A 21057-nucleotide genomic window follows, 5' to 3' on the forward strand; every position below is an offset into this window, starting at 1 on the left:
CGTTCAAGCAAGGGGATCCTTACCCGCTCACGGGCAGTGACGTGCGTCTCAACCAGGCCAGACCGAGGAACGGCAGCACCAGCGGCAGGAAGGCGTAGCCCTGGCCGAAGTGCGACCAGACGGTCTTGTCGGGGAACAGGTCGGGCGCCGTGTAGGTCAGCACCCCCACGGCCAGCACGCCGACGGCCTCGACCGAGCAGGCCACCAACCCCACCAGGCGCGCGCGGGGCGTGCTGCGCAGGAGGCTGGCGGTGGCCACCAGGTAGATGACGGCCGCCAGCAGCGAGAGCGAGTAGGCCAGCGGGGCCTCCTCGGGCTGGCCGAGCAGCTGGACGGTCGAGCGCCCGGTCGCGGCGAGGCCCAGGACGCCGTACACGGCGACGAGCACGCGGCCCGGCCCGCTGGCCAGGTGCGAGGCGGACTCAGGCACCGGCGCCGGTCCACAGGGAGTCGAGGCGCACCTGCATGGCCGCCACGGTCATCAGCGCGACCAGCAGCACGACGTTGCCCCAGCGGCTGCGCTCCACCAGCGCCAGCGCGGCGCCGACGGGCACCACCAGCAGCGCGGTGAGCAGGTAGGCCACGAAGGTGGCCCCGGCGACGTCGGCGTCGGTGCGGGCCAGCGCGACCAGCCCGACGACCACCTGCACCAGCAGCGCCACCACCAGCGCGCCGAGCAGCAGGAAGTAGGGGTCGCTGGGCGGCGACTGGTCGCGCACCACCATCACCACGGTGGCCACGACGGCGACCCCGGTCAGCGCCAGCACCAGTGCCATGAGCCACACGTTCACGCCGGCCAGCCTAGGGCCGCCCCGGAGGGCTCCGGTCGCCTCCCTACACTTCGGGGGTGCCACCGACTCCCGCGCGCGACGCCGCGCGCCCCGACGACGCCCCGGCAGTGGCGATCGACGGACTGGTGATGAGGTACGCCGACAAGACCGCCGTCGACGGGCTGTCGATGCAGGTCGCGCGCGGCTCGATCACCGCGGTGCTGGGCCCCAACGGAGCCGGCAAGACCACCACGCTGGAGACCTGCGAGGGCTACCGGCGCCCGCAGGAGGGCCGGGTGCGGGTGCTGGGCCTCGACCCCGTCCGCGACCGGCGCGAGCTGCTGCCGCGCATCGGGGTGATGCTGCAGGGCGGCGGCGCGTGGAGCGGGGTCCGGGCCGAGGAGATGCTGCGCCACGTCGCGGCGCTGCACGCCCACCCCGTCGACCACGACCTGCTCGTCGAGCGGCTCGGTCTCGCCGAGTGCGGCCGCACGCCCTACCGCCGGCTCTCCGGCGGTCAGCAGCAGCGCCTGGGCCTGGCGATGGCGCTGGTGGGCCGCCCCGAGATCGTCTTCGTCGACGAGCCGACGGCGGGCATGGACCCGCAGGCCCGGCGCACCACCTGGGAGCTGCTCGAGGAGCTGCGCGGCGACGGCGTGACCGTCGTGCTCACCACGCACTACATGGACGAGGCCGAGCGGCTCGCCGACACCGTCCACATCATCGACCACGGCCGGCTCATCGCCTCCGGCTCCCCGCTCGAGCTCACCCGCGGCGGCAGCGTCTCGACGATCCGCCTCGTCGTGACGCGCCCGTTCCCGCCTGGCGCGCCCGAGTCGCTCACCGAGGCCCTGGGCCCCGGCACCAGCGTCACCCTGCTCGACTCGCTGAGCCTGCTGGTCACCGGGCCGGCCGACGCCTCCACCTTGGCGCGGGTCTCGCGCTGGTGCGAGGAGCAGGGGGTCCTGCCCGAGTCGCTGACGCTCGGCACCCGCAGCCTCGAGGACGTCTTCCTCCAGCTGACCGGCCGCGAGCTCGAGGAGCACCCGTCGTGAGCGCCCCCAGCAGCGGCACCTTCACCCCCCGGCCCGGCGGCGCGCCGCTGGCCCGCCAGGTGCTGGCCCAGGCCCGCATGGAGGCGCGGCTTATGCTGCGCAACGGCGAGCAGCTGCTGCTGGCCGTCGTCATCCCGGTGATCGTGCTCGTCGGCGCCGTCGCCGGCTCCGAGCGGGTCGGCCTCGAGCTCGACGGCCGCCCCGTCGACGTCTTCACCCCCGGCGTGCTGGCGCTGGCGGTGATGTCGACGGCCTTCACCTCGCTGGCCATCGCGACCGGCTTCGAGCGTCGCTACGGCGTGATCAAGCGGCTCGGCTCCTCTCCCCTGCCCCGCACCGGCCTGCTGGCCGGCAAGGTCCTGGCCCTGCTGCTGGTCGAGCTGCTCCAGCTCGTCGTCGTCGGCGGCGTCGCGCTGCTGCTCGGCTGGTCGCCCGAGGCCGCCCCCGCCGCGCTCGGCGGCGCCGTCGCGACCGCGGCGCTCGGGACCGCGGCGTTCGCCGCGCTGGGCCTCTTCGTGGCCGGCGTGCTGCGCGCCGAGGCGACGCTGGCCGCCGCCAACCTCGTCTACCTCCTGCTGATGGCCGGGGGCGCCGTCGTGCTGCCGGCGACGGCGTACGGCGGGTTCGGCGAGGTGGTGCGTTGGCTGCCCTCGGGCGCCCTGGGCGGCGGGATGCGCAGCGCCCTGATCGACGGCCAGGTGGCGCTCCTGCCCCTGGCGGTGCTCGCGGGGTGGGCGGCCCTGGGCACCGTGCTGACCGCCCGCACCTTCAAGTGGGAGTGAGGACCGTGCCCGACGTGCACACCACCCGTCTGCGCCAGGCCCGCTGGGCCGGCTGGGCCTCCGTGGTCGCCAACATCGGCATCGTGGTCACCGGTGGCGCGGTGCGCCTGACCGGCTCGGGGCTCGGCTGCCCGACCTGGCCGCGCTGCACCGACGAATCGTTCACCCCCCACGGGGAGCTCGAGTTCCACTCGGCCATCGAGTTCGGCAACCGGCTGCTCACCTTCGTCCTCGTCGCCGTGGCCGTGCTGCTCTTCGTCGCGGCCCTGCGCACCCGGCGCCGCGAGCTGGTGCGGATCTCGGTCGTGCTCGGCCTGGGCATCCCCATGCAGGCGGTCATCGGCGGGATCACCGTCCTCACCGACCTGAACTCGTGGATCGTCTCGCTCCACCTGCTGCTCTCGCTGCTGCTCGTCGCGATCTCGGTGCGCTTCCTGCAGGTCCTCGACCGGCCCGTGCCCCCCGCCCGTGGCCCGGGCGTCGCCCTGGCCTGGGGCGTGGTCGCCGCCGCCTGGGTGGTCTTCTACCTCGGCACCGTCGTCACCGGGGCCGGCCCGCACGCCGGCGACGCGAACACCGAGCGCAACGGCCTCGACCCGGCGCAGTGGAGCCAGCTGCACGCCGACGCCGTCTTCCTGCTGCTCGGCCTGACCATCGGCCTGGTCGTGACCCTGCTGGTCCAGGGCGCCCCCCGCAAGGCGGTCCAGGCCGCCCTGGTGCTGCTGGGCGTCGAGCTCGCCCAGGGCGTGATCGGCTTCGTGCAGTACTTCACCGACCTGCCGGTCCTGCTGGTCGGCCTCCACCTCCTCGGCGCGGCCGTCCTCTCCGCCAGCGTCACCTGGACCCTCCTGCGCGTCCGCCACCCCTAGCCCCACCGCCGGTCGAGCAGCGAGGGCGTCACCGTTGGTCGAGCAGCGAGGGCGTCACCGTTGGTCGAGCAGCGAGGGCCGGAGGCTCGAGCGTCGCCGAGACCCCGCAACCCCACGGCGTACGGCGACCACGAACCGACCCGTTCACACCAGCCGGCTCGGCGCACCACCGCCGTTGGTCGAGCAGCGAGGGCCGAAGGCTCGAGCGTCGCCGAGACCCCGCAACCCCACGGCGTACGGCGACCACGGACCTCACCGGGTCTCGACGACGCTCGTCGCTGGCGCTCCTCCCTGCTCGACCGACGACGACCGCGACCCGGCCGGTTCGACCCGGCCGGCTCGGCGCCCGAGGGCCTCAGCCCAGGAGCAGGGGGTCGAGCGCGACGGCGACGAAGAGCAGCGAGAGGTAGAGGTTCGAGGAGTGGAAGAGCCGCATCGGCTGGATCGTGGCCAGGTCGTCCGCGGTCTTGGTGCGGCCCCACATGCGGTGCGCCTCGACCAGGAAGACGGCGCCCAGGACCGCGGCCACGACCGGGTAGACCGGGCCGGTGCCGGCGACGGGCCACAGCAGCAGCGAGGTGGCGACCATCACCCACGAGTAGAGGACGATCTGGCGACCCACCTCGCGCGCCGGCGCCACCACGGGCAGCATCGGGACGTCGACGTTGGCGTAGTCCTCGCGGTAGCGCAGCGCCAGGGCCCAGGTGTGCGGGGGCGTCCAGAAGAAGACGACCATGAAGAGCACCACGGGCGTCCAGGCCAGCTCGCCGGTGACGGCGGTCCAGCCGATCAGGGCCGGGAAGCAGCCGGCGAGGCCACCCCACACGATGTTCTGGGTCGTGCGGCGCTTGAGCACCATCGTGTAGCCGAAGACGTAGAAGGCCTCCGCGGCCACGGCCAGCAGCGCCGAGAGCGGGTTGACCCACACGTAGAGGACGACCACCGACAGCACGCCCAGCACCAGTCCGAAGACCAGCGCCGCGCGGGCGCTGACGATGTGGCGGGGCAGGGCGCGGCGCCGGGTGCGGCGCATCTGCTCGTCGATGTCGCGGTCGTAGACGCAGTTGAACACCGAGGCCGAGCCGGCCGAGAACGTGCCGCCCACGACGGTGGCCACCACCAGGCCCAGCGGCGGTACGCCACGGGCGGCGAAGAACATCACCGGCACCGTGGTCAGCAGCAGCAGCTCGATGACCCGCGGCTTCGTCAGGCCGACGTACGCCGCCACCACGTCCCGGAACCGTGCGGGTCCGGGCCCGCCACTCGCCGTCGCGTCGTCGTGCAGGGCGTCAGCGGCCGACTGGCCGGCGTGGGTCACGAAGGGTCCTCGATGTGCAGACGGGTGAGGTGGGGAGGTGCGGATGAGAGTCTACTGCCCGTCATCGGTAGGCTCGGAATCGCCTGGGCCCGGGCTCTGTTGCACCCCGTGGCACCTGAAAACGACTGTAGTTCCCCATCGGAAGGAACCCCGTGACCTCTCCCGCCTCCCTCGAGTGGACCGACACCGACCAGCTCGCGGTGGACACCGCCCGCGTGCTGGCCATGGACTCGGTCGAGAAGGCCGGCAACGGGCACCCCGGCACGGCGATGAGCCTGGCGCCGGCGGCGTACCTGCTGTTCCAGAAGGTGATGCGCCACAACCCCGCCGACCCCGACTGGGCCGGTCGCGACCGGTTCGTGCTGTCGGCCGGGCACAGCTCCATCACCCTCTACACGCAGCTCTTCCTCGGCGGCTGGGGCCTGGAGATCGAGGACCTCCAGGCGCTGCGCCAGTGGGGCTCCAAGACCCCGGGCCACCCCGAGCACGGCCACACCGCCGGCGTCGAGACCACCACCGGCCCGCTGGGCCAGGGCGTCGCCAACGCCGTGGGCATGGCGATGGCCGCCCGCCGCGAGCGCGGGCTGCTCGACCCCGCCGCCGGTGACGGCCCCTCGCTCTTCGACCACCGCGTCTTCGCCATCTGCAGCGACGGCGACATCGAGGAGGGCGTGAGCGCCGAGGCCTCCGCCCTCGCCGGCGTGCAGAACCTCGGCAACCTCACGGTGATCTACGACGCCAACCAGATCTCGATCGAGGACGACACCGACATCGCCCTGGCCGAGGACGTCGCGGCCCGCTACGAGGCCTACGGCTGGCACGTCCAGACCGTCGACTGGACCAACGGCGGCGACGAGTACGTCGAGGACGTCCACGAGCTGCACGCTGCGATCGAGGCCGCCGACGCGGTCACCGACCGCCCCAGCTTCATCGTCCTCAAGACGATCATCGCCTGGCCCGCCCCCAACGCCCAGAACACCGGCGCCTCCCACGGCTCGGCGCTCGGCGCCGACGAGGTCGCGGCCACCAAGGAGGTCCTGGGCTTCGACCCCGAGAAGACCTTCGAGCTCAAGGACGGCGTCCTCGAGCACACCCGGGCCGCCGTCGAGCGCGGCAAGGCCGCGCAGGCCGCCTGGGACGACGAGTTCGCCCGCTGGGCCGCTGACAACGCCGAGGGCGCAGCCGCCTTCGAGCGGATGCGCACCCGCACCCTGCCCGAGGGCTGGGACGCCGACCTGCCGTCGTTCCCCGCCGGCAAGGACGTCGCCACCCGCAAGGCCTCCGGCGCCGTCATCAACGCGATCGCTGCGAAGGTGCCCGAGCTGTGGGGCGGCTCGGCCGACCTCGCCGGCTCCAACAACACCACCATCGAGGACGCGCCCTCCTTCATCCCGGCCGAGCGCTCGACCGACTCCTGGAAGGGCGACCCGTACGCCGGCCGCGTGCTGCACTTCGGCATCCGCGAGCACGCGATGGGCTCGATCATGAACGGCATCGCCCTGCACGGCGGCACCCGCGTCTTCGGCGGCACGTTCCTGACGTTCTCCGACTACATGCGCCCCGCGGTGCGCCTGGCCGCGCTGATGGGTCTGCCGGTCACCTACGTGTGGACCCACGACTCCATCGGTCTCGGTGAGGACGGCCCGACGCACCAGCCGGTCGAGCACGTCGCCGCGCTGCGCGCGATCCCGGGCCTCGACGTCGTCCGCCCGGCCGACGCCAACGAGGTCACGGCCGCCTGGGCGCACATCATGCGCACCACCGACCGGCCCGCCGGGCTGGCGCTCTCGCGCCAGAACCTCCCGGTCTTCCCCCGCGGCGAGGACGGCTACGCCGACACCTCCGAGGTCCACCGCGGCGGCTACGTGCTCATCGACGCCGAGGGCGGCGAGCCCGACGTGATCCTCGTGGGCACCGGCTCCGAGGTGCAGCTGGCCGTCGAGGCCCGCGCCATGCTGGCCGAGCAGGGCGTCCGCGCCCGCGTCGTGTCGATGCCGTGCCGCGAGTGGTTCGACGCGCAGGACGACTCCTACCGCCAGCGCGTGCTGCCCGCGACCGTCAAGGCCCGGGTGGCCGTCGAGGCCGGCATCGCCATGGGCTGGCGCGACGTCGTCGGCGACCAGGGTCGGATCGTGTCCATCGAGACCTACGGCGCCTCGGCCGAGTACTCCCGCATCTACACCGAGTACGGCATCACGGCCCAGGCCGTCGCCGACGCGGCCCGGGACTCCCTGGCCGCCGCGGCCGGCTGAGCCCGACGACGTACGCACCCCAGACCAGCACCCGCACCAGGAGGAACCATGAGTGAGAACCTGAAGGCCCTGTCCGACGCCGGTGTGTCCATCTGGCTCGACGACCTGTCGCGCGAGCGGATCGAGACCGGCAACCTCGCCGAGCTCGTCGCCGCCAAGCACGTCGTCGGCGTCACCACCAACCCGACGATCTTCGCCGGCGCCATCGCCGACGGCGAGCGCTACAACGAGCAGCTGCGCCAGCTGGTCGCCGACGGCAAGGGCGTCGACGAGGTGATCTTCGAGCTCACCACCGAGGACGTGCGCAACGCCTGCGACGTGCTCGAGCCGGTGACCCGCTCGACCGCGCACGACGGCAAGGTCTCGATCGAGGTCGAGCCCGACCTGGCCAACGACACCGAGGGCACCATGGCCTCGGCGCGTGCGCTGTGGAAGGCCGTGGATCGGCCCAACGTGCTGATCAAGATCCCGGCGACGCTCGAGGGTCTGCCGGCCATCACGACGGCGATCTCGGAGGGCATCAGCGTCAACGTCACGCTGATCTTCGGCATCACCCGCTACCAGGACGTGATGGACGCCTACCTCTCCGGCCTGGAGAAGGCGCACGAGGCCGGCGTCGACCTGTCGACGATCGACTCGGTGGCCTCCTTCTTCGTCTCGCGCGTCGACTCCGAGGTCGACGCCCGCCTGGAGAAGATCGGCACCGACGAGGCGCTCGAGCTGCGCGGCAAGGCCGCGGTGGCCAACGCCCGCCTCGCCTACGCGGCGTACGAGGAGGTCATGGCCTCCGACCGCTGGAAGCGGCTGGCCGAGGCGGGCGCCAACCCGCAGCGGCCGCTGTGGGCCTCGACGGGCGTCAAGAACCCCGACTACTCCGACACCATGTACGTCACCGACCTCGTGGTCGCCGACACCGTCAACACGATGCCGGAGAAGACCCTCGAGGCCGTCGCCGACCACGGCGACGTCCAGGGCGACAAGGTGACCGGCACCGGCGACGAGGCCGGTGCGCTGATCGAGCGCATCCGCGAGGTCGGCGTCGACTGGAACGAGGTCATCGAGGTCCTCGAGACCGAGGGCGTCGACAAGTTCAAGAAGTCCTGGACCGAGCTCGTCGAGACCGTGCAGGGTCAGATGGAGAAGGCCGGGGCATGAGCTCGACGGCGTCCCACGACCCGCGCTCGACGGATGCCTGGGCCCGCCTGGCGGCGCACGCCACCGGGTTCGACCCGGACCTGCGGGCGTGGTTCGCCGACGACCCCGAGCGGGCCGGCCGGCTGACGCACGCGCTGGCCGACCTGCACGTCGACCTGTCGAAGAACCTCGTCGACGAGACGGTGCTCGAGCAGCTGCTCGCGCTCGCCGAGCAGACCGGCGTCGCGGAGCGGCGCGACGCGATGCTGGCCGGGGAGCGGGTCAACGTCACCGAGGACCGCGCGGTGCTGCACACGGCGCTGCGCCTGCCTCGCGACGCGCAGCTGGTCGTCGACGGCCAGGACGTCGTCGCCGACGTCCACGAGGTGCTCGACCGGGTGTACGCCTTCGCCGAGAAGGTGCGCTCCGGCGAGTGGGTGGGTGCGACCGGTGAGCCGGTGCGCACCGTGGTCAACATCGGCATCGGCGGGTCCGACCTGGGTCCGGTGATGGCGTACGAGGCGCTCAAGCCCTACGTGCACGAGCGCGTCGAGTGCCGCTTCATCAGCAACATCGACCCCAGCGACGCCGCGCTCACCCTCGAGGGGCTCGACCCGGCCACCACGCTGTTCGTCGTGTCCAGCAAGACCTTCGGCACCCTCGAGACCCTCACCAACGCCCGGCTGTGCAAGGCCTGGCTGCTCGAGGGCCTCGGTGACGACGTCGACGCCTCCGACGCCGTGGCCCGCCACTTCGTCGCCGTCTCGACCGCGCTCGACAAGGTCGCCGACTTCGGCATCGACCCCGACAACGCCTTCGGGTTCTGGGACTGGGTCGGCGGTCGCTACTCGCTCGACTCCGCCATCGGCACCTCGCTCGTGGTCGCGATCGGCCCCGAGCGGTTCGCCGAGCTGCTGGCGGGCATGCACGCGGTCGACGAGCACTTCCGCACCGCCGAGCCGGCCGCCAACGTCCCGCTCCTGATGGGGCTGCTGAACATCTGGTACACCAGCTTCCTCGGCGCCGAGACCCACGCCGTGCTGCCCTACGCCCAGCTGCTGCACCGCTTCCCGGCGTACCTGCAGCAGCTGACGATGGAGTCCAACGGCAAGGGGGTGCGCTGGGACGGCACCCCGGTCACGACCGGCACCGGTGAGGTGTTCTGGGGCGAGCCCGGCACCAACGGCCAGCACGCCTTCTACCAGCTCATCCACCAGGGCACCCGGCTGGTCCCGGCCGACTTCATCGCGGTCGCCACCCCTGCCCACCCGCTGCGCGACGGGGAGCAGGACGTCCACGAGCTGTTCCTGGCCAACTTCTTCGCCCAGACCCGCGCGCTGGCCTTCGGCAAGACCGCCGACGAGGTGCGAGCCGAGGGCACCGAGGAGTCGGTGGTGCCGGCCCGCGTCTTCGACGGCAACCGGCCGACCACCTCGATCATGGCCCCGGCGCTGACGCCCTCGGTGCTGGGCCAGCTGGTCGCACTCTACGAGCACATCACCTTCACCCAGGGCGTGGTGTGGGGCATCGACAGCTTCGACCAGTGGGGCGTCGAGCTGGGCAAGCAGCTGGCCCAGGAGGTCGGCCCCGCCGTCGCCGGCGACGCCGACGCACTGGCCGGGCAGGACCCCTCCACCCGCTCGCTGATCGAGTACTACCGCGCCCACCGGCGCACGGACGGAGCCGGATGACCACCGAAGCGCTGATCGAGGTCCACGACGACGCGGCGGCCCTGGCGACCGCGGTGGCCGGCGAGCTGCTGGCGCGCCTGGCCGACGCCCAGAGCGCCGACCGGGTGCCGCACGTCGTGCTGACCGGCGGCACCATCGCCGACGCCGTGCACGCCGAGCTGGCACGGCTCGGCGCCGCCAGCGACGTCGACTGGACGCGCGTGGCGCTGTGGTGGGGCGACGAGCGGTTCGTGGCCGCCGGCTCCGAGGACCGCAACGCCGGCCAGGCGCGTGCAGCGTTCATCGACGCCCTCGGCGTACCGGCCGAGCACGTGCACGAGGTCCCCTCCACCGACGACGTCGCGACCGCCGAGGAGGCCGCCGAGCGGTACGCCGACGCGCTGGCCGAGCACGGTGCCGACGGCTTCGAGGTGCTGATGCTCGGCGTCGGCCCCGACGGGCACGTCGCCTCGCTGTTCCCCGGCTTCCCCCAGCTCGACGAGCAGGAGCGGTCGGTCGTCGCGGTGCACGACTCCCCCAAGCCGCCGCCCGACCGGGTCACCCTCACCTTCCCGACCCTGGCCCGGGCCCGCAGCACCTGGTTCCTGGTCAGCGGCGAGGGCAAGGCCGAGGCCGTCGCCCGCGCCCTCTCCCCCGCCGCCACGCCCGCGGAGACCCCCGCCAGCGTGCCCCGGGGCCGCGAGGAGACCACCTGGTTCCTCGACCGCCCCGCCGCCTCCCACCTCTGACCCGACCCGGCGCCAGTTCCCCGCCGACCCGGCGCCAGTTCCTCGCCGAGTCGGCGCCAGTTCCCTCGGTTGTCCACAGCTCGCCGCCACCCATGTCTGGGCCAGGGCCGCGCGGGCACAACGGGTGCATGGATCTCACTCATGCCCTCATGCTCGGTCAGCTGCCCAGCGACTTCCCGCTCCCGCTGGACCGACCGTTCACCCACCAGACCGCCCGAGAGGTCGGGCTGCGACCGAACCAGCTCACTGCCCTCGTCACCGCAGGCGCCCTGAGTCGCCCGCTCCGTGGCGTGTACGTCGCTGCGACCACGCCCGACTCGACGCGCCTGCGGTTGGCCTGCTTGCGGCTCGTGATCCCGGCCGACTCCGTGGTGTGCGACCGCCACGCCGGGTGGCTGCACGGTGCCGAGATGGTGCTGGCACCGGGTGAGCACTTGCAGGTGATGCCGCTGACGATCTTCCGCAGGCGCGGGCACGGTCGGCTGCGCAACGGACTGGTCGACGGTGGCGAACGCAGCCTTCTGGCCTCCGACGTGGTCGAGATGGAGGGGGTGCAGGTCACGTCCCCGCTGCGGACGGCGCTCGACCTCGGGCGCGTGAGATGGCCCGAGCGGGCTATCGCGGGACTCGACGCCATGCTCCGGCTCGGTGCCTTCGAGCGGGACGAGCTGCTGGCGCACGTACACCGGTTCACCGGCGCCCGATGGGTCCGCACCCTGCGCGCGGTGGCTCCGCTGGCCGACGGGCGCTCCGAGTCGCCAGGCGAGTCGGTGCTACGTCTGCGACTCGTCGAGCGACGCATCCCGGTCGAGCCACAGGTGGAGGTCTGGGAGGCTGGACGATTCGTGGCGCGGCTCGACCTCGCGGACCCCGACAGCCGCTTCGGCGCCGAGTACGACGGCGAGGAGTGGCACTCCTCCCCCGAGCAGCGCGCGCACGACCAGGCTCGACGTACTGACGCGGACGAGCAGGGCTGGACGATCGCCGTCTTCCGCAAGGAGAACGTCTTCGGACCCTTGGCCGACGTGGACCGGCTCGCTGCCCAGGCCTATGCAAGAGCCAGGTCGCGCCGAGGCCTGCCGACGTGAACTGGCGCCGGCTCGGCGAGGAACTGGCGCCGGCTCGGCGAGGAAGTGGCGCCGGCTCGGCGAGGAAGTGGCGCCGGCTCGGCGAGGAACTGGCGCCGGGTCGGTCAGAAGATGAGGTCGCCGGACTTGCGGCGGCTGCGCAGCAGCTTGAGGGCCTCGGTGAGGATCTCGGCGGCCTCCTCGTCGGAGCGCCGCTCCTTCACGTAGGCCAGGTGGGTCTTGTAGGGCTCGATCTTGGGCGCCGGGGGCGGGTTGTCGGCGTCCATGCTGGCCGGCAGACCGCACTTGGGGCAGTCCCACGCCTCCGGGGCCTGGGCCTCGACGGAGAACGCGACGACCGAGCGGTGCTCGCGGGCGCAGAAGTAGGTCACCGTCTGGCGGGGGGCGGCCTGGCCGCGCTCCGCCTCACCCATCGGTCCGGCACCGACCCGGCTGCCCCGGATCGCGCTTCCTCCACCAGCCACGAGCTCTCCTTCAACGACGGTCGAACAGGGACGGACGGATCAGTAGGCGAGCAGGAGCCCCATCGAGATGACGGTGGCGAACCAGATCACGCCGATGCCGACCGTGAGCCGGTCGAGGTTGCGCTCCGCGATCGAGGAGCCGCCGAGCGAGCTCGAGACGCCGCCACCGAACATGTCGGAGAGACCGCCGCCTCGACCCTTGTGCAGCAGCACGAGCAGGATCATCAGGGAGCTGGTGAGGACGAGGATGATGGTGAGGAACGTTTCCACGGTCGCGAAGCCTACGTCACGTCGCCGCGGGTCACAGGACCGGCATGTCGTAGAACCGGCAGATGCCGCCGAACTCCTCGGCCTGCAGGCTCGCGCCGCCCACCAGCGCGCCGTCGACGTCGTCCTTGGCCATGATGCCGGCCACGTTGGCCGCCTTGACCGAGCCGCCGTAGAGCACGCGCACGCCGTCGGCGGCCGCGTCGCCGTGCGAGCCCCGCACGTGCTCGCGGATCGCCGCGCAGACCTCCTGCGCGTCGTCGGGCGTGGCCACCTCGCCGGTGCCGATCGCCCAGACCGGCTCGTAGGCCACGACCAGGCCGGCGACCTGCTCGGGCGTGAACCCGGCGAGCGAGCCCTCGACCTGGGCCAGGCAGTACGCCACGTGCTCGCCGGCCTGGCGGGTCTCGAGACCCTCGCCGACGCACACGATGGGCGTCATGCCGGCCCCCAGGGCGCGGTGGGCCTTGGCGTTGACGACCTGGTCGGTCTCGCCGTGGTGCTCACGGCGCTCGGAGTGCCCGACGACCACGTAGGAGCAGCCGAGCTTGGCCAGCATCGAGGCCGAGATCTCGCCGGTGTAGGCGCCCGACTCGTGCACCGAGACGTCCTGCGCGCCGTAGCGCACCGGCAGCCGGTCGCCGTCGACGAGCGTCTGCACCGAGCGCAGGTCGGTGAAGGGCGGTACGACGACCACCTCGGCCTTGGCGTGGTCGTGCTTCTTGTCCTTGAGCACCCAGGCGAGCTTCTGGACCAGGACCACCGCCTCCTGGTGGTTCAGGTTCATCTTCCAGTTGCCCGCCATCAGCGGGGTGCGCCCGGGGGCGGGGGTGGTGCGGGCCATGTGGGTCAGTCCTCCAGGACGTCGATGCCGGGCAGGTCCTTGCCCTCGAGGTACTCGAGGGAGGCCCCACCACCGGTGGAGATGTGGCCGAACGCGGCCTCGTCGAAGCCGAGCGCCCGGACGGCGGCCGCGGAGTCGCCGCCGCCGACGACCGTGAGGCCGTCCACTCCGGTCAGCGCCTGCGCGACGGCGCGGGTGCCGTCGGAGAAGGCCGGGACCTCGAAGACGCCCATCGGACCGTTCCAGAACACGGTGCGTGCGTCGGCCAGGGCGGCCGCGAAGTCGGCGCCGGCCGCAGGACCGATGTCGAGCCCCAGGCAGTCCGCGGGGATCTGGGTCGCCGGCACCACGCGCGGCTCGGGCGAGCGGTCGCCCGAGGGGAACGCCGTGTCGACCACGACGTCGCCGGGCAGCAGGATCTGCACGCCGGAGGCCTCCGCGCGCTCGAGGTAGGCCCGGCAGGTGTCGAGCTGGTCCTCCTCGAGCAGGCTCTTGCCGACCTCGTGGCCCTGGGCCTTGAGGAAGGTGAAGACCATGCCGCCGCCGATGAGCAGCTTGTCGGCCTTGCCGAGCAGGTTGTCGATGACGCCGAGCTTGTCGGAGACCTTCGAGCCGCCCAGGACGACCACGTAGGGCCGCTCCGGGGTCTCGGTCAGCCGGCGCAGCACCTCGATCTCGGTGGCCACCAGCCCGCCCATGGCGTGCGGCAGCCGCTGGGCGACGTCGTAGACCGAGGCCTGCTTGCGGTGCACGACGCCGAAGCCGTCGGAGACGAACACGTCGGCCAGCTCGGCGAGCCGGTCGGCGAAGCCGCCGCGCTCGGCGTCGTCCTTGCTGGTCTCGGCCGCGTCGAAGCGCACGTTCTCGAGCACCGCGACCTGGCCGTCCTCCAGCGCCGCGACGGTCTCGTGGGCCGACTCGCCGACGGTGTCGCGGGCGAAGGCCACGTCACGCTCCAGCAGCTCGCCCAGCCTGGCCGCCACCGGCGCCAGCGAGTACGCCGGGTCCGGGGCGCCCTGGGGCCGCCCGAGGTGGGCGGTGACCACCACCCGCGCCCCGGCGTCGGCCAGGGCGCGGATGGTGGGCACGCTGGCCCGGATGCGTCCGTCGTCAGTGATGACGCGCGCGTCGGCGGCACCCTCGAGGGGGACGTTGAGGTCGGAGCGGACCAGGACGCGCTTGCCGGCGACCCCCTGGGCGAGCAGCTGGTCGAGATCGGTGTGCGAGGCCACCGTCAGAGCGTCTCGCCGATGTAGCCGATGAGGTCGACGAGGCGGTTGGAGTAGCCCCACTCGTTGTCGTACCAGCCGACGACCTTGACCTGGTTGCCGATGACCTTGGTCAGCGGCGCGTCGAAGATGCACGACGCCGGGTCGGTGACGATGTCGGAGGACACCAGGGGGTCGGTGGAGTAGCGCAGGAAGCGGCCGTCGGCGGCCTTCTCGATCACGGCGTTGACCTCCTCGACGGTGGTCTCGCGACCGGCCTCGAAGGTCAGGTCGGTGGCCGAGCCGGTGGGCACGGGCACGCGCAGGGCGTAGCCGTCGAGCTTGCCCTTGAGCTCGGGCAGGACCAGGCCGATGGCCTTGGCCGCACCGGTCGAGGTGGGCACCACGTTGAGGGCGGCGGCGCGGGCGCGGCGCGGGTCCTTGTGGATGTTGTCCTGCAGGTTCTGGTCGGCGGTGTAGGCGTGCACCGTCGTCATCAGGCCCTTGACGATGCCGAACTCGTCGTTGAGGGCCTTGGCCATCGGCGCGAGGCAGTTGGTCGTGCACGAGGCGTTCGAGATCACCGTGTGCTGCGCGGGGTCGTACAGCTCGTGGTTGACGCCCATCACGACGGTGATGTCCTCGTTGGAGGCGGGCGCGGAGATGATGACCTTCTTGGCGCCGCCGGCGTCGACGTGGGCGCGGGCCTTGGTCGCGTCGGTGAAGAAGCCGGTCGACTCGACGACGACGTCGACGCCGAGGTCGCTCCAGCGCAGGTTGGCGGGGTCGCGCTCGGCGAAGGTCTTGACGACCTGGTCGCCCACGCGGATCTCGTCCTCGGTCGCGGAGACGTCGGCGTCGAGGCGCCCGAGGATCGAGTCGAACTTGAGCAGGTGCGCCAGCGAGGCGTTGTCGGTCAGGTCGTTGACGCCGACGATCTCGATGTCGGCGCCGGAGGCGCGCACGGCGCGGAAGAAGTTGCGGCCGATCCGGCCGAACCCGTTGATACCTACTCGAACGGTCACTGCTGCTCCTGCTCTGTGGCTGACGGCCCGCCCCGGGACCGGAGCGGCGTGCAGCCCGACCCTATCGCCACCGTCGGCGAGGTCGCAGCCCCGTCCCGGCGTACGTCCCGGTAACCGGGTGCCGCAGCCGTGCCGGACCGGGCCTCAGCCCTCCTCGGCCATCATCTCCGGGGTCAGCGAGGACTCCGTGTCGGGGATGCCGAGGTCCTCCGCGCGCTTGTCGGCCATCGCCAGCAGCCGCCGGATGCGCCCGGCGATGGCGTCCTTGGTGAGCACCGGCTCGTGCAGCTGCCCGAGCTCCTCGAGGGAGGCCTGCTTGTGCTCCAGGCGCAGGGTGCCGGCGAGCTTGAGGTGGTCGGGCACCTCGTCGCCGAGGATCTCCATGGCCCGCTCGACCCGGGCACCGGCCGCGACGGCCGCGCGCGCCGAGCGGCGCAGGTTGGCGTCGTCGAAGTTGGCGAGACGGTTGGCGGTGGCCCGCACCTCGCGCCGCATCCGGCGCTCCTCCCAGGCCATCAGCGACTCGTGGGCACCGAGCCGGGTGAGCAGCTGACCGATGGCGTCACCGTCGCGGATGACGACCCGGTCGACCCCGCGCACCTCGCGGGCCTTGGCCTGGATGCCGAGGCGTCGCGCCACGCCCACCAGGGCCAGGGCCGCCTCGGAGCCGGGGCAGGTGACCTCGAGCGAGGAGGACCGGCCGGGCTCGGTGAGCGAGCCGTGGGCCAGGAACGCGCCCCGCCAGGCGGCCACCGAGTCGCAGCCGCCGCCGGCGACGACCGCGGGCGGCAGCCCGCGCACCGGCCGGCCGCGCTGGTCGAGCAGCCCGGTCTGGCGGGCCAGCGACTCGCCGTCCTTGACCACGCGCACGATGTAGCGGCTGCCCTTGCGGATGCCGTTGCCCTGCACCATCACCACGTCGGACTGGGCCCCGTAGACCTCGGAGACGTCGCGGCGCAGGCGCCGGGCCGCGGCACCGGTGTCGAGCTCGGCCTCCACCACGATGCGGCCGCTGACGATGTGCAGCCCCCCGGCGAAGCGCAGCATCGAGGCCACCTCGGCCTTGCGGCAGCACGTCTTCGTGATCTGGGTGGAGGCGAGCTCCGCCTTCACCTGTGCCGTCATCGCCATGGCGCTGATCCTGCCACGATCACGGTCGAGCCACGAGGTCGGCGTCGGGGCCGGCCTCCTGTCCCAGCATGATCTGCTCGTACGCCGCTGCCAGCTTGGCCGGGTCGTGGCGCGGGGTGCCGTCGTCGGAGGCGACGTCGGCGACGACGAGCCGCGCCCCCGCGGCACCCACGACCTCGCGCAGGTGCTCGTGCTCCGCGGGGTCCATCCGGGTGTCGGCGAGGACGGTGTGCACGGCCAGCTCGGGGGCGTGCTCGACGAGCACGGCGAGGTGGTCGGCGGGCCCGAACCCCCCAGTCTCCCCCGGCTGCTCCTCGAGGTTGAGCACGACCACGGCGCGCGCCTCGGTCTCGACCAGGGCCCGCCGCAGGTCGGGCACCAGCAGGTGCGGGATCACCGAGCTGAACCACGAGCCGGGGCCCAGCACCACCCAGTCGGCGTCGGCCACGGCCTGCAGCGCCTCGGGGCAGGCCAGCGGGGCGTCGGGCTCGAGGTCGACGCGGGTGATCACCCCGTCGGTGGTGGCGACCTCGACCTGCCCGCGGACCAGGGTGAGCCCGTCGGGGTCGGCGGGGTCGGTGCCGCGCACCTGCGCGGTGATGTCGAGCGGGGTCAGGGCCATCGGGAGCACCCGGCCGGCGGAGCCGAGGAGCCGGCCGACCAGGTCGAGGGCCTGCACGTGGTCGCCGAGCTGCTCCCACAGGGCCACGATCAGCAGGTTGCCGACCACGTGGCCGTTCATCTCGCCCTCGCCGGCGAAGCGGTGCTGCAGCACCCTCTCCCAGGTGCCGCCCCACTCGTCGAGGCCGCACAGGGCCGCCAGCGCCATCCGCAGGTCACCGGGCGGCAGCACGCCGAACTCGCCCCGCAGCCGGCCGGACGACCCGCCGTTGTCGGCGACCGTGACCACCGCGGTCAGGTCGTCGACCACCACCTCGTCGACGAGGCGCCGCAGCGCGCGCAGCGAGGCGTGCAGGCCGTGGCCGCCGCCGAGGGCCACCACCGACTGGGCCCGGTCGGTGGGGCGGGAGGGCGTCACGCGGCGCTCACTCGCGGCCCAGGTCACGGTGGGTGGCCGTGGCCCGCAGCCCGAGGTCGACGAGGCGCTGGGTGATCTCCTCGGTCATCGCGACGCTGCGGTGCTTGCCGCCGGTGCAGCCGATGGCGACGCGCATGAAGCGCTTGCCCTCGCGCAGGTAGCCCTCGGCCACCCCGGTGAGGACCGGCAGGTAGCCGTCGAGGAACTCCGCGGCGCCGGGCTGCGAGAGCACGTAGTCGGAGACCTCCTGGTCGCGCCCGGTGTGGGGGCGCAGCTCGGGGATCCAGTGCGGGTTGGGCAGGAAGCGCATGTCGGCGAGGTAGTCAGCGTCGACGGGGATGCCGTACTTGAACCCGAAGCTCACGACCCGGATGCGCAGGTCGGTCGACTCCGGGGACCCGAAGGCCTCCCGGATGCGCGCGGTGAGCTGGTGCACGTTGAGCGCCGAGGTGTCGATGACCAGGTCGGCCTCGCCACGCAGGTCGGCCAGCACGACCCGCTCCCGCTCGAGACCGTCGAGGAGCCGGCCGCTGCCCTGCAGGGGGTGCGGGCGCCGAGCGGCCTCCTGCCGGCGCACCAAGACGTCGTCGGTGGCCTCCAGGAAGACCAGCGTGGCGCGGCGGCCGGTGGCCTGCTGGGCCAGGTTCGCCTGCAGCGAGCCGAAGAAGGAGCCCGAGCGCACGTCGACGACCACCGCGATCGGCTGCCCGGCGCCCTGGCTCTCGTCGACCAGCCGGACGACGTCGCGCAGCAGGCTGGGCGGCAGGTTGTCGACGACGTAGTAGCCGAGGTCCTCCAGCTCCTTGGCCGCGGTGCTGCGCCCGGCGCCGGTCATCCCGGTGACCACGACGAGCGGTCCGGTGGTCGGTTGCTGCTGGGTCATGCTTCCTCGATCTCTCCCGTGGCGGTGTTCACCGAAACGATGACCGGAGCAGTCTCCCCGGAGCCGCCCTCGGGGGCGACCGCGGCCTTGATCGAGGCGGCCGTGCGCGCCCCGATGCCCGGCACCTGCGAGATCTCCTCCACGGTCGCGGCGCGCAGCTTCTTCAACGAGCCGAAGTGCGTCAGCAGCGTCTTGCGCCGCACCTCGCCCAGGCCCGGCACGTCGTCCAGGACGCTCTCGACCATCGTCTTCGAGCGCCGGCTGCGGTGGTGGGTGATGGCGAAGCGGTGCGCCTCGTCGCGGATGCGCTGGAGCAGGTAGAGACCCTCGGACGAGCGGGCCAGGATGACCGGGTCCTCCTGGCCGGGCACCCACACCTCCTCGAGCCGCTTGGCCAGCCCGCAGACGGGTACGTCGTCGATGCCGAGCTCGTCGAGCGCGCGCACGGCGGCGGCGACCTGCGGCGGGCCGCCGTCGACGACCACCAGGCCCGGGGAGTAGGCGAACTTGCGGGGGCGGCCGGTCTCGGGGTCCACGAGCATCGGCCCGTCCTGGCCCTCGACGGTCTGGGAGCGGGCCTGCTCGTCGAGCAGACGGCGGAAGCGCCGCGTGATCACCTCGTGCATCGAGGCGACGTCGTTCTGGCCGTCGACGCCCTTGATGACGAACTTGCGGTACTCGCCCTTGCGGGCCAGCCCGTCCTCGAAGACCACCATCGAGGCCACCACCTCGGTGCCCTGGAGGTTCGAGACGTCGTAGCACTCGATGCGCAGCGGCACGTCGTCGAGCTCGAGCGCCTCCTGGATCTCCTCCAGGGCCCGGTTGCGCGTGGTCAGGTCGCTGGCGCGCTTGGTCTTGTGCAGCACCAGCGCCTGGGCGGCGTTGGAGGCCACGGTCTCCTGGAGCGTCTTCTTGTCACCGCGCTGGGGCACCCGGATCTGCACCCGCGAGCCGCGCAGCTCGCTGAGCAGCTCCTCGAAGGTCGCGTGGTCGGTGGGCAACGCCGGCACCAGGATCTCGCGCGGGATCGACTCGGAGTCGCCCGCGTAGAGCTGCAGCAGGAAGTGCTCGACGAGCTCGGCGGTGCCGCCCTCCTCGACCCGGTCGGCGACCCAGCCGCGCTGGCCGCGGATCCGCCCGCCGCGCACGTAGAAGATCTGCACCGCGACCTCGAGCGGGTCCTCGGCCAGCGCGATCACGTCGGCGTCGGCACCGTCGCCCAGCACCACGGCCTGCTTCTCCAGGGCCCGCTGCATCGCGCCGAGGTCGTCGCGCAGCCGGGCGGCCTTCTCGAAGTCCATGGCCTCGGAGGCGGCGTACATCTGCTTCTCGATGCGGCGCAGGAACGGCCGGGTCTGCCCGCCCATGAAGTCGCAGAAGTCGTCGACGATCTCGCGGTGCTCCTCGGCGCTGACCTGCCCCACGCAGGGCGCGGAGCACTTGTCGATGTAGCCGAGCAGGCAGGGCCGGCCGATCTGGGCGGAGCGCTTGAAGACGCCGTTGCTGCACGAGCGCATCGGGAAGACCCGCAGCAGGATGTCGACGGTCTCGCGGATCGCCCAGGCGTGGCTGTAGGGGCCGAAGTAGCGGGTGCCCTTGCGCTTGGCGCCCCGCCCGACCATCACCCGGGGGAACTCCTCCCCCACCGTCACCGCGAGCCACGGGTAGGACTTGTCGTCGCGGTACTTGACGTTGAAGCGCGGGTCGTACTCCTTGATCCAGGAGTACTCCAGCTGCAGCGCCTCGACCTCGGTGTTGACCACGGTCCACTCGACGCTGGCCGCCGTGGTGACCATCGTGGCGGTGCGCTGGTGCAGGTGGGCGATGTCCTGGAAGTACGACGACAGCCGGGCCCGCAGGTTCTTGGCCTTGCCGACGTAGACCACGCGGCCCTTGGCGTCGCGGAAGCGGTAGACCCCGGGACCGGTCGGGATCGAGCCCGGCTCGGGCCGGTAGGACTGCGGGCCGCGGGCGCTGCGTGCGGCTGGTCGGGCGGGTCGGTCGGGCACCGCCCCAGCCTACGAGCCGCCGGGGACGGCCCGGCGCTCAGGCCAGGGTGATCGAGTCGCCGTCGACGGTGATGGGCAGCTCGTTCAACGGGCTGTCGGCAGGACCGTCGGTCGGCTCGCCGGTGGCCACGTCGAAGACCGAGCCGTGGCAGGGGCAGCGGATGCCGTCGGCGCTGATGCTCTCGAGCGCGCAGCCCTGGTGGGTGCAGATGTTGGCGTAGGCCTTGAACTCGCCCTCGCTCGGCTGGGTCACCACGACCTTCTCCTCGGCGAGGATCACCCCGCTGCCGACCGGGACGGCGTCGGTGGTGGTCAGCGGGGTCCCCGCCTCGACGCCCGCGCTGGTCTCGTCGTCGCTGGCCGCAGCGTCGTCGTCGCTCCCGCCGCAGGCGGCCAGCAGCGGGAGCCCCAGGCCCACCCCGGCTGCTCCGCCCAGGGCGTGGCGGCGGCTGATCGGGCTCGAGGATGCTCGCTGGCTCATGGCCTCAGCCTAGGCAGGC

Annotated in this window: 21 protein-coding genes; 8 read left to right on the top strand and 13 right to left on the bottom strand. The window is 72.8% G+C overall.

Annotated elements, in window-relative coordinates:
- Positions 1-19 precede the first annotated feature (19 nt).
- Entirely contained in the window at positions 20-430 is a 411-nt protein-coding gene (locus OCU29_RS13950) for a hypothetical protein (RefSeq protein ID WP_179616642.1), read from the bottom strand.
- The gene (locus OCU29_RS13955) at positions 423-791 is read right to left on the bottom strand and encodes a hypothetical protein (RefSeq protein WP_261820386.1); all 369 of its coding nucleotides are present in this window, start codon (positions 789-791) and stop codon (positions 423-425) included. Before OCU29_RS13955 ends, OCU29_RS13950 begins: the two co-directional genes overlap by 8 nt.
- 128 nt (positions 792-919) lie before the next feature.
- Here OCU29_RS13955 and OCU29_RS13960 point away from each other — a divergent pair, with 128 nt between their 5' ends.
- From OCU29_RS13960 to OCU29_RS13970, 3 genes are read left to right on the top strand one after another with little or no spacing between them, the layout of a single operon-like run.
- Complete coding sequence (locus tag OCU29_RS13960) at positions 920-1825, top strand: ABC transporter ATP-binding protein (protein ID WP_179617525.1); 906 nt, start codon at positions 920-922, stop codon at positions 1823-1825.
- On the top strand, positions 1822-2607 hold the full coding sequence (locus OCU29_RS13965; RefSeq protein ID WP_261820387.1) for an ABC transporter permease: 786 nt from the start codon (positions 1822-1824) through the stop codon (positions 2605-2607). The genes OCU29_RS13960 and OCU29_RS13965 overlap by 4 nt, the downstream gene beginning before the upstream one ends.
- A gap of 14 nt (positions 2608-2621) precedes the next feature.
- On the top strand, positions 2622-3476 hold the full coding sequence (locus OCU29_RS13970) for a heme A synthase (RefSeq protein WP_261820388.1): 855 nt from the start codon (positions 2622-2624) through the stop codon (positions 3474-3476).
- A gap of 355 nt (positions 3477-3831) precedes the next feature.
- On the opposite strand, the gene OCU29_RS13975 is transcribed toward OCU29_RS13970, so the two are convergent.
- Entirely contained in the window at positions 3832-4761 is a 930-nt protein-coding gene (locus OCU29_RS13975; protein ID WP_179617527.1) for a heme o synthase, read from the bottom strand.
- 257 nt (positions 4762-5018) lie between these two features.
- Between OCU29_RS13975 and tkt the strand changes: the two genes are divergently transcribed.
- From tkt to OCU29_RS14000, 5 genes are all read left to right on the top strand, one after another.
- Positions 5019-7046, top strand: a complete 2028-nt coding sequence (gene tkt / locus OCU29_RS13980; protein ID WP_218877279.1) for a transketolase — start codon at positions 5019-5021, stop codon at positions 7044-7046.
- Between the two features lie 48 nt (positions 7047-7094).
- Positions 7095-8201: a transaldolase gene (gene tal, locus OCU29_RS13985; RefSeq protein ID WP_179616645.1), complete on the top strand. Its 1107-nt coding sequence runs from the start codon at positions 7095-7097 to the stop codon at positions 8199-8201.
- Positions 8198-9871 carry a glucose-6-phosphate isomerase gene (gene pgi / locus OCU29_RS13990; protein WP_261820390.1) on the top strand — a complete coding sequence of 558 codons (1674 nt, stop codon included), beginning with the start codon at positions 8198-8200 and terminating at the stop codon, positions 9869-9871. Before tal ends, pgi begins: the two co-directional genes overlap by 4 nt.
- Complete coding sequence (gene pgl / locus OCU29_RS13995; protein WP_179616647.1) at positions 9868-10599, top strand: 6-phosphogluconolactonase; 732 nt, start codon at positions 9868-9870, stop codon at positions 10597-10599. The genes pgi and pgl overlap by 4 nt, the downstream gene beginning before the upstream one ends.
- 128 nt (positions 10600-10727) lie before the next feature.
- Positions 10728-11687, top strand: coding sequence for a hypothetical protein (locus OCU29_RS14000; protein ID WP_261820391.1), 960 nt, complete (start codon positions 10728-10730; stop codon positions 11685-11687).
- A 104-nt stretch (positions 11688-11791) separates the two neighbouring features.
- On the opposite strand, the gene OCU29_RS14005 is transcribed toward OCU29_RS14000, so the two are convergent.
- From OCU29_RS14005 to OCU29_RS14050, 10 genes are all read right to left on the bottom strand, one after another.
- The gene (locus OCU29_RS14005) at positions 11792-12151 is read right to left on the bottom strand and encodes an RNA polymerase-binding protein RbpA (protein WP_261820392.1); all 360 of its coding nucleotides are present in this window, start codon (positions 12149-12151) and stop codon (positions 11792-11794) included.
- Between the two features lie 39 nt (positions 12152-12190).
- Positions 12191-12421 (bottom strand): preprotein translocase subunit SecG, encoded by a 231-nt coding sequence (secG, locus tag OCU29_RS14010; RefSeq protein ID WP_179616650.1) that lies wholly within the window; start codon positions 12419-12421, stop codon positions 12191-12193.
- Between the two features lie 31 nt (positions 12422-12452).
- On the bottom strand, positions 12453-13262 hold the full coding sequence (gene tpiA / locus OCU29_RS14015; protein ID WP_261820393.1) for a triose-phosphate isomerase: 810 nt from the start codon (positions 13260-13262) through the stop codon (positions 12453-12455).
- A 5-nt stretch (positions 13263-13267) separates the two neighbouring features.
- Positions 13268-14494, bottom strand: a complete 1227-nt coding sequence (pgk, locus tag OCU29_RS14020; protein WP_261820394.1) for a phosphoglycerate kinase — start codon at positions 14492-14494, stop codon at positions 13268-13270.
- Positions 14495-14496: 2 nt separating this feature from the next.
- Positions 14497-15495 (bottom strand): type I glyceraldehyde-3-phosphate dehydrogenase, encoded by a 999-nt coding sequence (gene gap, locus OCU29_RS14025; protein WP_179616652.1) that lies wholly within the window; start codon positions 15493-15495, stop codon positions 14497-14499.
- 144 nt (positions 15496-15639) lie between these two features.
- Complete coding sequence (gene whiA, locus OCU29_RS14030; protein ID WP_179616653.1) at positions 15640-16626, bottom strand: DNA-binding protein WhiA; 987 nt, start codon at positions 16624-16626, stop codon at positions 15640-15642.
- Positions 16627-16645: 19 nt separating this feature from the next.
- Positions 16646-17665 (bottom strand): uridine diphosphate-N-acetylglucosamine-binding protein YvcK, encoded by a 1020-nt coding sequence (gene yvcK, locus OCU29_RS14035; RefSeq protein ID WP_261820395.1) that lies wholly within the window; start codon positions 17663-17665, stop codon positions 16646-16648.
- A gap of 7 nt (positions 17666-17672) precedes the next feature.
- Positions 17673-18548 carry an RNase adapter RapZ gene (gene rapZ / locus OCU29_RS14040; RefSeq protein WP_179616654.1) on the bottom strand — a complete coding sequence of 292 codons (876 nt, stop codon included), beginning with the start codon at positions 18546-18548 and terminating at the stop codon, positions 17673-17675.
- Positions 18545-20557 carry an excinuclease ABC subunit UvrC gene (gene uvrC, locus OCU29_RS14045; RefSeq protein WP_179616655.1) on the bottom strand — a complete coding sequence of 671 codons (2013 nt, stop codon included), beginning with the start codon at positions 20555-20557 and terminating at the stop codon, positions 18545-18547. Before uvrC ends, rapZ begins: the two co-directional genes overlap by 4 nt.
- Before the next feature lie 37 nt (positions 20558-20594).
- The gene (locus tag OCU29_RS14050; RefSeq protein WP_261820396.1) at positions 20595-21038 is read right to left on the bottom strand and encodes a Rieske (2Fe-2S) protein; all 444 of its coding nucleotides are present in this window, start codon (positions 21036-21038) and stop codon (positions 20595-20597) included.
- Positions 21039-21057: the final 19 nt, after the last annotated feature.

Origin of the sequence: Nocardioides sp. OK12 (assembly GCF_024341885.1) — a bacterium.
In the GTDB taxonomy this organism is placed as follows: Bacteria; Actinomycetota; Actinomycetes; order Propionibacteriales; family Nocardioidaceae; genus Nocardioides; species Nocardioides marinisabuli.